Source organism: Flavobacterium sp. 5 (assembly GCF_002813295.1).
Taxonomy (GTDB): Bacteria; Bacteroidota; Bacteroidia; order Flavobacteriales; family Flavobacteriaceae; genus Flavobacterium.
The window spans coordinates 1,143,204-1,156,243 of the sequence record NZ_PHUE01000001.1 but is presented as its reverse complement, the minus strand read 5'-3'; the positions used below and the strand labels follow the sequence as shown (position 1 = coordinate 1,156,243).

At 31.8% G+C, this 13,040-nt stretch carries 7 protein-coding genes and 1 pseudogene; 6 read left to right on the top strand and 2 right to left on the bottom strand.

The features are described from left to right. Positions 1-28: 28 nt before the first annotated feature. Both CLU82_RS04695 and CLU82_RS04690 read right to left on the bottom strand, forming a co-directional pair. The gene (locus tag CLU82_RS04695) at positions 29-364 is read right to left on the bottom strand and encodes a MerR family transcriptional regulator (protein WP_100841996.1); all 336 of its coding nucleotides are present in this window, start codon (positions 362-364) and stop codon (positions 29-31) included. Between the two features lie 146 nt (positions 365-510). Further along, complete coding sequence (locus CLU82_RS04690) at positions 511-1,488, bottom strand: M23 family metallopeptidase (protein WP_100841995.1); 978 nt, start codon at positions 1,486-1,488, stop codon at positions 511-513. Between the two features lie 342 nt (positions 1,489-1,830). Between CLU82_RS04690 and alaS the strand changes: the two genes are divergently transcribed. The 6 genes and pseudogenes from alaS to CLU82_RS04660 all read left to right on the top strand — a co-directional run bounded on the left by alaS (position 1,831) and on the right by CLU82_RS04660 (position 13,038). Continuing rightward, positions 1,831-4,461, top strand: coding sequence for an alanine--tRNA ligase (gene alaS, locus CLU82_RS04685; protein WP_100841994.1), 2,631 nt, complete (start codon positions 1,831-1,833; stop codon positions 4,459-4,461). A 178-nt stretch (positions 4,462-4,639) separates the two neighbouring features. Beyond that, the gene (locus tag CLU82_RS04680; RefSeq protein WP_100841993.1) at positions 4,640-5,428 is read left to right on the top strand and encodes a hypothetical protein; all 789 of its coding nucleotides are present in this window, start codon (positions 4,640-4,642) and stop codon (positions 5,426-5,428) included. A gap of 89 nt (positions 5,429-5,517) precedes the next feature. Continuing rightward, positions 5,518-5,688, top strand: a pseudogene (locus tag CLU82_RS04675) (GSCFA domain-containing protein); the annotation flags it as partial. A 266-nt stretch (positions 5,689-5,954) separates the two neighbouring features. Continuing rightward, positions 5,955-6,725, top strand: coding sequence for a hypothetical protein (locus CLU82_RS04670; RefSeq protein ID WP_100841992.1), 771 nt, complete (start codon positions 5,955-5,957; stop codon positions 6,723-6,725). A gap of 92 nt (positions 6,726-6,817) precedes the next feature. Then, a complete protein-coding gene (locus CLU82_RS04665; RefSeq protein WP_100841991.1) occupies positions 6,818-7,768 on the top strand; it encodes a GSCFA domain-containing protein in 951 nt (316 codons plus the stop codon). A gap of 179 nt (positions 7,769-7,947) precedes the next feature. Continuing rightward, a complete protein-coding gene (locus CLU82_RS04660) occupies positions 7,948-13,038 on the top strand; it encodes a translocation/assembly module TamB (protein WP_100841990.1) in 5,091 nt (1,696 codons plus the stop codon). The last annotated feature ends 2 nt before the right edge of the window (positions 13,039-13,040 follow it).

Here is a 13,040-nt window from a genome sequence, read left to right as displayed (position 1 = left end):
TTTAAGGTTTGTTTGTTTTTATTTATTGTTATTGTAATTCGTTTTTAATGTTAATCAACTGCATTTTTATGGTTTCTAATTTACTAATAATTTCAAATTTATCCATAGTTTTCTTTTGTCCTTCTTTTAGATGAGTTTTGGCTCCCTCTAAAGTAAAACCTCTTTCTTTGACCAAATGATAAATAAGTTTTAGATTCTTAATGTCTTCTGGAGTGAACATTCTATTTCCCTTTGCATTTTTCTTTGGTTTCAGAATATCAAATTCACTGTCCCAAAACCGAATTAGGGAAGCGTTTACATCAAATGCTTTGGCAACTTCGCCAATGCTATAATATCTCTTATCTGGTGATAATTCTATGTGCATGTTTATTTCTTTAGTTGGTAGTAATTAGTTGTTAGCACTTTGCTAATCATTAATTACTTTTCACTCTTAACTTCCTGTCTGTATTTTATATCTTACTATTCAATTTTCGTTACGCTTAAAATATCTACCAACCATCAACCAAAAACCTAATCTAACGATTGATTTTCCTGGTTAGCAATTTTAGAAATAGCAACGTATTCTATTGCCGAAATATTGCCATAATAAAAATTAAGCGGATTAACTACTTTTCCATTTTTATGAACTTCGTAATGCAAGTGTGGTGCTTCAGATCTTCCTGTGCTGCCTACGTATCCTATAACATCGCCTCTTTTTACTGACTTTCCAGCCCTGCAGTTGTATTTACTTAAATGACCATATAAGGTTTCGTATCCATAACCATGTCTTATAACGATATGATTCCCATAACCCGAAGCTGTATTATCTGCCCTAGCCACAACTCCATCGCCTGTTGCATAAATTGGAGTTCCCGATTTGGCCGTAAAATCCATTCCTTCATGCATTTTTCTGGCTTTCGTAAATGGGTCGGTTCTGTACCCAAAACCAGAAGCCATTTGTTTTAAATTTTCATTTTTCACCGGTTGTATCGCTGGAATTGCTGCCAGTAATTTGTCTTTAGCTTTAGCTAATTTTAAAATTTGGTCCAATGATTTCGACTGTATAGCCAATTCTTTACTCAACGCATCTATTCTTTCTGTAGTACTCGTTACCAATTTTGAATTATCGTAACCTTGCAAAGCAGCATATCGATTTATGTTAGAATAACCCGCTTTTCTCTCTTCCAAAGGAATTGCAGCAGTATTGAAATAAACACGGTATAAATTATTGTCGCGATCCTCAAGATCTTCAACTACATCATCTATTTGATCCATTTTTTTATTTAAGATCGCATAATTTAACTTCAAATTTTCTACTTGACGTGCTAAGGAGCGATCCTTAGGAGTATCGAAATAAGGCGTATTTAATAGTATTATAAAAGTCAAAAAACCAAACAATGCCGAGGCTAATAAAAACAGAATGGCAAATCCAAATTTTCTTCTTTTTCTGATTTTTATTTTCCTATAGGCCAGATTTACCGAATCGTAATAATATTTTACTTTCGCCATATTTTAAAATACCCTATTTTTGCAAATTAGTATAAGGTTAGTCGAACAAATTTAATAAATGTTTCAGATGTTCGACTCTTTTTTTAAATAATAAATATAATGTGCCTTATCCAGCTATCCGTTGCAAGTTCTCGTTTAGAAAACTTTTTTTTCTAATGAGCTGGCAGGAGCTTCCTTCGGTCGCTCTGCCATCTCAAGAAAAAATAAGTTTCTAAATCTCGAAGCTTTCCACTGCTATCTGGGGCAAAAACAGATTGAGAGATTAAAAGATTTAATAATTGAAAAATTTATTTCTGCTATAATCTTCGAATCTTTAAATTTTTTAAATCTTTAAATTTTACAATGAAATCACAAGACGTACGCAAGCAATTCCTAGATTTTTTCGAGAGCAAAGGACATTTAATAGTTCCCTCAGCTCCAATCGTTCTTAAAGATGATCCAACCTTGATGTTCAATAATTCAGGGATGGCCCAGTTCAAAGAATACTTCTTAGGGCTTGGAACACCAAAAAGCAAAAGAATTGCCGATACACAAAAATGTCTTCGTGTTTCAGGAAAACATAATGACCTTGAGGAAGTAGGAATCGATACCTACCACCATACTATGTTCGAAATGTTGGGTAACTGGTCTTTTGGAGATTATTTTAAAAAAGAAGCCATTCACTGGGCATGGGAATTATTGACTGAAGTTTACAAAATACCTAAAGACATTCTTTATGTTTCTGTTTTTGAAGGAAACGCTGAAGAGAATGTTCCTTTTGACCAAGAAGCTTGGGATATTTGGGCAACATTAATTGATGAAGACAGAATCATTCTTGGAAACAAAAAAGATAATTTCTGGGAAATGGGAGATCAGGGACCTTGTGGACCTTGCTCTGAAATTCACGTTGATATTCGCTCTGCTGAAGAAAAAGCTCTAGTTTCAGGGAAATCTTTAGTGAATAATGATCATCCGCACGTAGTTGAAATTTGGAACAACGTATTTATGGAATTCAATCGTAAAGCCGATGGTTCTTTAGAGAAATTGCCAGCGCAACACGTAGATACAGGAATGGGATTTGAGCGTCTTTGTATGGTTTTACAAGGAGTTCAGTCGAATTATGATACAGATGTTTTTACACCACTAATCCGCGAAATTGAAACGATTACTGGGAGTAAATATACTATCAAAGCAAAAGACGAAGCCGAAGAAAAAATAAATATTGCTATCCGTGTTATTGCCGATCACGTTCGTGCAGTTGCTTTTGCAATCGCTGATGGTCAATTGCCATCTAATACGGGAGCTGGTTATGTAATTCGTAGAATTTTGCGTCGTGCTATTCGTTACGGTTTTACGTTCTTAGATACCAAAGAACCTTTTATATACAAATTGGTTGAAACTTTGAGTGCGCAAATGAGCGGATCTTTTCCAGAAATTCGTTCTCAAAAAGCATTATGTTCAAATGTGATTCGTGAGGAAGAAAGTTCTTTCTTGAGAACTTTAGATCAAGGTTTGGTATTGCTTGATGCAGTAATTAATACTAATTCAGGAACTGTAATCGATGGTAAAAAAGCATTCGAATTATACGATACATACGGTTTTCCAATCGATTTGACTGCATTGATATTGTCTGAAAAAGGATTAGAATTGGATGAAAAAGGATTCCAGGAACAATTACAATTACAAAAAGAACGTTCTCGTGCAGCTTCAAAAGTGACGGCTGGTGACTGGAATATTTTAGTTGAAGATGATGTACAGGAATTTGTGGGTTATGATCGTTTAAAACACAATGTGAAAATTACTAAATACAGAAGAGTTGATAGTGTAAAAGACGGTGAAATTTTTCAACTTGTTTTCAATTCAACACCATTTTATGGTGAAAGTGGAGGACAAACAGGAGACAAAGGATATCTTGAAGCTCAAAACGGCGACATTATCTATATTATCGATACCAAGAAAGAAAACAATCAAACGGTTCATCTTACCAAATCGCTGCCTGATAATTTAACGGATAGTTTTACGGCTGTTGTAGATGCAAATCAAAGAGCAAAAACGTCTTCTAATCATACGGCAACTCACTTGTTGCATCAAGGATTACGAAAAATATTAGGAACACATATCGAGCAAAAAGGTTCGATGGTACGTTCTGCTTCATTGCGTTTTGACTTTTCTCATTTCTCTAAAGTAACGGATGAAGAAATTAAAGAAGTAGAAGATTTCGTAAATGCTAGAATTCGTGAGAGTTTGCCATTAATCGAAAAAAGAGCGATTCCAAAAGATCAAGCAATTGAAGAAGGTGCTATGGCATTGTTTGGAGAAAAATATGGTGATTTGGTTCGTATGATTAAGTTTGGCGATTCTGTTGAATTATGTGGAGGAACACACGTGCCAAATACAAGTGATATTTGGCATTTCAAAATTACTTCAGAAGGAGCTGTGGCGGCGGGAATCCGTCGTATAGAAGCTATTACAAGCGATGCCGCTAAAGACTTTTTCGAATCGCAATTGATTTCTTTTGCAGAGATAAAAGAAGTGTTGAAAAATGCTGTAGATCCTGTAAAAGCGATTCAAACAATACAAGAGGAAAATGCTTCTTTGAAAAAACAATTGGAGGTTTTATTGAAGGATAAAGCTAAAAATATGAAAGGAGAATTAGCTCAGGAATTACAAGAAATTAATGGAGTTCGTTTCCTTGCCAAACAAGTTGATTTGAGTCCAGAAGGAGCTAAAGATTTAGCGTATGAATTAGGACTTTTAGGAGAAAATATTTTCTTAGTATTAGCTACTGCCGATGCTGGAAAACCAATGTTGTCTTGTTATATTTCTAAAGAATTAGTGGCGGATAAAAAATTAAATGCAGGTCAAGTCGTACGTGAATTAGGAAAATACATCCAAGGTGGAGGAGGAGGGCAACCTTTCTTCGCAACTGCAGGAGGTAAAAATGTAGATGGAATTGGAGAGGCTTTGAAAAAAGCAATTGAGTTTGTAAAGTAAATTTTCTAGCACAAACAATCTTTAGGTTGTATTAATAAATAGAATATAAGTTTAAAAATCCCAAGTAATTAATTAATAATTTATTTGGGATTTTTTTGTTCAAATAAGTTGTTTTTTTAGGTCTTTAGTTCTGTGTTTTGATATATTTGTAAATATATTAATACGTAATTTGTTAAAAATGAAAATTTTTTTATTTCTTTTAAGTGCTTTGTTTTTAGTGCTAATTTCATCTTGTTCTAGTGATGATTCAACTTCGAGTTCTGCTGATAATTCAGTTTTACCAAAAACAATTTCTATGACTTTCCCTGAATTTGCTTCGGATAATAGTAAAACTATCTTAACTTATGATGGAAATAAAATTTCAACTTCAGTAGATGAAGATTCAAAAACTGTTTTTACTTACGATGGAAATAGTATAGTTAAACAAGTGAAATTTGATTTAGACGATAAAGGAAATGAGTCTAAAGATACTGAAGTCTCTTATACTTATGAAAATGGAAAACTAAAAACAAGAATATTAAAAAAAGAGTTTTCCACTGAATATCCAAATGGGCAATATATTTACAAAACAGTTTACTCATATAATACGGATAATCAAGTTACTTATGTATATTATGTGGTAGATGCTAAAACAAATATAGAAGTAAAAGATCATCAAGGGATTTTAAATTACAAAGATGGAAATCTCGTTAAGGTAGAAGAGTTTATTCTTAACAGTGATCAACACAACGTAAGGGTTTATGAGTATGATGATAAAAATGCTCCATTCAAAAATATTTTAGGTTTTAACTTATTGTTATATGAGGTTGGTATTGGAAATAATAATATAACTAGTGCTAGCAGTTCATTAGATCCATTTGTTTATATCAGCAATTACATTTATGGGGAGAATGGGTATCCTAAAAAAACGACATCCTATGCGAGAGATGGAAAAACAATACTATATATAACTGAATACACATATTAATTTGTAGATTTATTTTATAAACCAGATGATCAAAAGCATCTGGTTCTTTTATTTCTAAAAAATGTCGAAATTTACACGAAATAGTAAAGATGCAATTCACTACACCAATACCCATTTCTAAAATCCCAAACCCAATAGACTATAACTCCAAAATTGTTTCTTTGGGTTCTTGCTTTGCAGAAAATATGGGAGCTAAATTTCAGTATTTTAAATTCCAAAGCGAGACCAATCCATTCGGAATTATTTTCAATCCGGTCTCTTGAGAGAATTTTTCGAAACTGCAGGAGGTAAAAATGTAGATGGAATTGGAGAGGCTTTGGAGAAGGCAGTTGAGTTTGTGAAGTAGTCTTTTATATCAAATAAATCTATTCGCTTGTTACTGAAAAGATTACAAAATTTGAAAACCCTTAAAACTATTTAATAGTTTTTAAGGGTTTTTTATTGTTAAAATGAGTTAAAATTTATAACATTATTTGTTTTGATTTATTTATATTTGATCAACTATTTATACATACACTTACTAAAAATGAAAAAAATTTTATTTCTTTTCAGCACATTAACTTTAGTGCTAATTTATTCTTGTTCAAATGATGAAAAAAATGATTCTGAAACTTCTGACACGAGCTCTGTTTTACTAAAGAAAGTAATTTCAAAAGATGATGATAGTGAGCTTATAACTACTTTCACTTATGATGGCAAAAAACTGACTACTGTTAATTTTTCTGATGGTGATTTATATTCTTTTACCTATACAGGAGATTTAATAACTAAAATTGAATATTTTGAGAAAAATGTATTGAGCGAAAAAGATCTTTACACTTATGATTCACAAGGAAATTTAGTTACAGTTATTAACATAGAAGGTAATTATGCGCATAGAACAGAATACACCAGAAATTCAGATGGAACAATTTCCTATGATGGCTATTATGGGGATGCAACTTCTCAAACAATGTTTTCTACAAAAGGGAAATTATACTTCTTAAATAGTGAAATTATCAAGGATGAAAGTTCTGATATTCAAGGAAGCACAACTTATGAGGATGTAGTTACCTATATCTATGATACCAAAAATAATCCATACAAAAACATTACTGGATTTGACAAAATTATGATTTCTGAATCTAGTGATTTTTTTGATGACTTAGAAGGTGGTATATCCCATAATTTATTAAAGGAAGAATGGACATCTTTTAACAAATCAGAGGAGACAACGAGTTGTACATACACTTATGAATCCAATGGGTTTCCAAAAACAAGTATTGTTGATGGCACTTCTTTTCAATATTTTTATTAAGTAGTATAAAAACTTATAAAAACCTTTCAGAGTTTAAACTTTGAAAGGTTTTTTTATTAATATTAAGTTAATTTTGTGTCAAACTCTTTAAAATGCAATTCACAACCCAAATACCCATTCCTAAAAGCAAATCACCAATAGACTACAACTCAAAAATTGTTTCTTTGGGTTCTTGCTTTGCAGAAAATATGGGAGCTAAATTTCAGTATTTTAAATTTCAAAATGAGACAAATCCATTCGGAATTATTTTCAATCCAGTTTCGATTGAAAGAATAATCAGAAGAGTTGTAACGCAGGAATTGTTTACCGAAAAAGATGTCTTTTTTCATAACGAACGCTGGCATTGTTTTGATATCCATTCGGATTGGAGTAATTCAAATAAAGAGGAATTATTAGAGAACTTAAATAAAATCCTCAAATCTACGATTCAACAATTAATTGATTCAACACACATTATTATTACTTATGGAACTTCTTGGGTTTACAGAAATAATGAAAGTCAGGAAATCGTAGCTAATTGCCATAAAGTACCCCAGAAGCAATTTTCAAAGGAGTTGTTGTCGATTAAAATTATTGATAATTCTATTCAAAATACTATTGATTTAATTAAACAAATAAACCCAAATTGCAATTTCATTTTTACCATTTCTCCAGTGCGACACATAAAAGATGGTTTTATTGAAAATCAATTAAGTAAATCACATTTGTTTACGGCATTACCCAAAACTATAAACCATCAATCATCAACTATTAACTATTTTCCTTCCTATGAAATCATGATGGATGAATTGCGTGATTATCGTTTTTATGCGGAAGATATGTTGCATCCAAATCAAACGGCTATTGATTACATTTGGGAGCGTTTCAGTGAAAGTTGTATTACTGAAAATAGTTTTCAAACCATGAAAGAAGTTTCGGAAATTCAAAAAGGATTAAACCACCGAAGCTTTAATCCTAATTCGGAACAACACTTTAAATTCTTATCAAAACTGAATCAGAAGATCGATATTCTAACACAAAAATTTCCTCATATAAAGTTTTAAATCATCTTTTTTGTTAATCTAAAAAAGAAAGAAAATAATTATTTTTCAGTGGAATTTTAGAACAATTGGGAGTAATTATGTAAATTGTTGAAGTATATTTTTTACAATTTTGTAAATTGTAATATATATGACAATAATTTTTATAATGCAACTTTAATCTAACCGTGTTTTATTGAGCTATGAATACAAAACAAATTCATTTTCTGAAAAAAACACTACGCGTATTCCTTTGGTGCGTGGCTTCAATAGTTGCGATTTTATTACTTCTTATAATTTTAATTCAGGTTCCGTCAGTTCAGAATTTTGTTAAAGACAAAGCTGTTACTTATCTGCACGGAAAAATAAAAACCAAAGTTGCTTTAGATCACATTTCGATTAAATTCCCTAAAGATGTTGTTCTTGAAGGTTTTTATTTTGAAGATCAAAAAAAAGATATTTTACTGGCTGGAAATCGCTTAGAAGTTGATGTCGATCTATTTAAATTGATAAACAGTGAACTCGAAATAAATTCTATTTCCCTGACGAATACAACTGCCAATATTTCAAGAAATAAAGAGGGAGTTTTCAATTTCTATTATATTATAAAAGCTTTTGAATCGAATGAACCAAAAGATCCCAGTAGTAAGCCATTCAAAATATCGGTTGTAAAAGTAAATCTAGATAATGTCAAATTCAATTATAATGATGATTTTACTAAAAATGATATTCGCGTAAAACTGACTCATTTTGATACTAAATTCAAGGAGTTTGATTTGGATAAAATGGATTTCAATATTCCGAAGATTAATTTAAACGGATTGAAATTAGTTTTGAATCAGGATGCTGTCGAAAAAATTGCTGAAGTCTCTGTGAAAACAGCTGATACAATTTCGAAAAGGAAAGACTTCAAGTTAAAACTAGGAAAAATCAACCTGTCAAAAATTGATATTTCTTATGATAATAAAGATTCCAAATTGGATTCAGGAATACGTTTGGGTACTTTGGAATTAGCCGTTAATGAAATTGATTTGAATAAACAGCTTTTGGATTTTGATGTTTTCGAATTAAAAAATCTAAAAGGAAATCTACGATTGGGTGTAAAAGACAAACAAATTAAAACACCTGATTTAGATTCAACCGCAATCAAACAAACGGGTTGGAAAGTAAAACTGAATGATGTTGATATACAAAATGTCGCTTTCAAATTTGATAACATGGAGTCGAAACCTACGCCAAAAGGAATTGATTACAATCATCTCGAATTGAATACATTTAATTTAAAAGCGGAGAATCTATCATATGGGAATGATACAATTTCCGGAAATATAAAATCTTTGGCTGTAACTGAAAAAAGAGGTTTACAGATTCAGGCTTTAAAAACAGATTTCTTTTATGGACCTAAAAATGCCTATCTGAATGATTTGTATTTGAGAACTCCCCAAACGCTTCTTCAGAATAAAATCAGAGTAACATATCCGTCACTTAATGCATTAAAGAAGGATATTGCCAATCTTACTTTGGATGCCAATTTAAATCAATCTAAAATCGGTTTTAAAGATATTTTATTATTCGCTCCGGATTTACAAAAGACAAATCCGTTTAAAAGTAATCCAAATGCGGTTTTGTATTTGAATACCCGATTGAACGGAAAAATAAAAAACCTGAATATTCCTTTATTCGAAATGAGCGGAATTGGGAATACAAGAGTTTCAATGTCAGGAAAAATTATTGGCCTGCCAAATGGTCAAAAGGCATATTATGATTTGAATATCAGAAAATTGTCGAGCACTTCCAAAGATGTATATTCTTTTGTGCCTACAGGAACGATTCCAAAGAATATTCAATTGCCAACACAGTTTAATGTACAAGGAAAATTCAAAGGAACAGTTCAGAATTTCAAAACCAATTTGGCTTTAAACAGCAGTTTTGGAAATGCAAAAGTAGATGCTTTTTTTGACCAGCGAATCAAAAAACAAGAGAAATATGATGCATTGGTTTATTTACAGGATTTCGATTTAGGCCGATTAATAAAAAATGATTCGATCGGAAAAATTACGCTTAAAGCGAAAGTAAAAAGCAAAGGTCTAGATCCGAAAACGGCTCAAGCAGAATTAGATGGAATTGTTCAAAAAGCAGTATTTAATCGGTATACCTATAAAGATTTATCTTTAAAAGGAAATATCAAAAATGGATCTTTTGCAGTAAAATTAGGAATGAAAGATCCAAATTTAAATTTTAATCTTACAGCAAGCGGAAATACAAAAGATAAATACCCAGCGATAAAACTCAAATTAAATCTCGATATAGCCGATTTAGAAAAGCTGAATCTTCACGCTGGTCCAATGAAATTACGCGGAAATGTAGATGCTGATATTGCCAATAGTAATCCTGATTTCCTTAACGGAAAAGTGTTTCTTTCGAATGTTCAGATTTTGCAGGATGCTGAACCAATAGTTTTAGATTCTATTCGCGTAATTGCTTTTTCGGACAATACCCGAAACAATATCAAAATATCTTCACAGTTCTTGAAAACTGAAGTTGATGGGAAATACAAACTAACCACATTAGCATCAGCAATAAAAAAATCATTGTCAAAGTATATGGATTTACAAAATCCAAAAGTTAATAGCGAATCAGATGAACAGCGATTAGCTTTTACATTGACGGTAGATAATGATCCAATACTTTTTAAAATCCTGCCTAAATTAACTGGTCTGGAACCTATTAAAATTACTGGAAAGTATAATAATGTGGCAGATTCTTTAGAAATAAAAGGAACGATTCCAAGAATTGTATATGCCAATAATACAATTGCCGATGGCAAAATAAATATTGAAGCCAAAGAAAATGCTTTAGAATATCAAATTTCAGTAGCAACGATTGAAAGCGGTGAATTGAAAGTTCCATTTACGAGTTTATCCGGAAAAGTAGAAAATAATATTCTTACGTATGCCTTGCAGGTAAAAGATACCAAAGACAAAGAACAGTACGTCATCGCTGGAGAATTTCTACGTCAGGATGCCAAAAATATCCTGAAAATCAATTCTGATAATTTCGTGCTTAATTATGACAAATGGAATATTAATCCTGAAAATGCAATTGAGTTTGGAGATAACAGATTATACATTAATAAGTTTTTCTTAGATAATTCAGGTAACGAACTTAAAATACAATCTCAAGGACCACAGAACAATGCGCCCATTCAGGTTGATTTTGTGAATTTCAAAATTGAAACTATTCTGAACATCGTCAAAAAAGATAAGCTCTTGATGCAGGGGTTAATCAATGGGAATGCAGTTGTCGAAAATGCAATGACATCACCCATTTTTACTTCGGATATAAAAGTTGATAATTTTGCTTTTAGAGGAGAACCTGTTGGAAATCTGGAAATAAAAGTAGATAACAAAACTACAAATACACTTGTTGCAAATGTAGTTTTAAGTGGAGAAGGAAACGATGTAAATCTTAATGGAAATTACAAAATTAGTGATGGAAATTTAGATTTGAATGTAGACATCAATAAATTGAACATTAAAAGTATTCAGGGTTTTTCAATGGGGAATGTTAGCGATGGAACAGGGTTTTTATCAGGAAATTTCAAAATCACAGGAAATACCGCAACACCGAAAGTTGCAGGAGAGTTAAATTTTAATGATTCTGGTTTTAGAATTACAAAACTGAATTCTTATTTTAAAACAGAGAATGAAAAAATCACTTTCAGCAATGATGTAATTACGTTTGACACTTTTACACTTTATGATGAAAATGATAATAAATTGGCTCTAAGCGGTACAATCCAATCTCCAGATTTTAGAAATTATAATTTTGATTTAAAAGTATTGGCTGATGATTTTAGAGCAATACATTCTAAAGCTTCGGATAATGATTTGTTTTACGGAGATTTATTTTTAGACACACAATTAGACATAAAAGGAACACTCGAAAATCCTATTGTAGGCGGAAATATTAAAATAAATAAGGAAACTAAATTTACAGTTGTTTTACCTCAATCCGACCCTTCAATTGCAGACAGAGAAGGAATTGTAGAGTTTGTTGATGAAGATAATTTATATCTGAAACAAACTGCTGAGATGAAGAAAAAATTGAATCAGTCAGATTTGATTGGTATGAATGTAAGCGTTGATATTTCTTTAGTTAAAGAAGCTGAACTTACATTGATTATTGATAAAGGAAATGGTGATTACCTTAATCTAAAGGGTGAAGCTGAACTTACTGGAGGAATTGACCCTTCAGGAAAAACAACTCTTACAGGGAAATATGAAGTTTCTGACGGAGCTTATGAAATGAATTTTAATGCCATTCGAAGAAAATTTGAAATTCAACAAGGAAGCTATATTGTATGGAATGGAGAACCAACTTTGGCAACCTTAAATATTACAGCAATTTATAAAATGAATGCGGCTCCAATTGATTTACTCGGAAACCAATTGGGAGGAGATGTAAGCACGACAGTCAAAAATACATACAAGCAAAAAATTCCGTTTCAGACTTTATTGAAAATGAATGGTGAATTGCTCAAACCCGAAATCACATTTGATATTAAACTTCCTGACGGGAATTATGGAGTTTCATCAGATATTGTGTCGGCCTCTCAGACAAAATTGGAACAGCTCAGACAAGAACCAGCAGAATTAAACAAACAAGTTTTTGCACTTTTATTATTAAACCGTTTTGTTGGCGAAAATCCTTTTGCAAGTGAAAGTGGCGGAACCAATGCAGAATCTTTAGCAAGACAAAGTGTGAGTAAAATACTTTCTCAGCAATTAAATGATCTTGCCGGAGAATTAGTAAAAGGATTTGAGTTAGACTTTGATTTAGAATCAACAGATGATTATACTTCCGGATCAATGGAAAACAGAACGGATCTTAATGTCGCAGTTTCAAAAAAACTGCTTGATGACCGACTAAAAGTTACTGTAGGAAGCAGTTTTGGTGTTGAAGGAAAAGAGCGTGCCAATGAAGAAACTACAAATATTGCCGGTGATGTTTCTTTAGATTATCAACTTACAAGAGACGGCAGATATATGGTTCGCGCTTATCGCAAAAATGAATATCAGGTAGCGGTTGAAGGTCAGGTAATAGAAACGGGAGTAGCTTTTGTTATCACGATGAGTTACAATAAATTCAGAGAACTATTTCATCGTACGGATGCTGAAAAACTAATGATTGCGCAAGAAAAAATATTTAAAGAAAGAAGAAAACTCAAAGAAAAAGAAGAAAAGGCAAAAGAAGAAAAGAAAGATCAAATTGAAAATGAGCAAAAAACATAGCA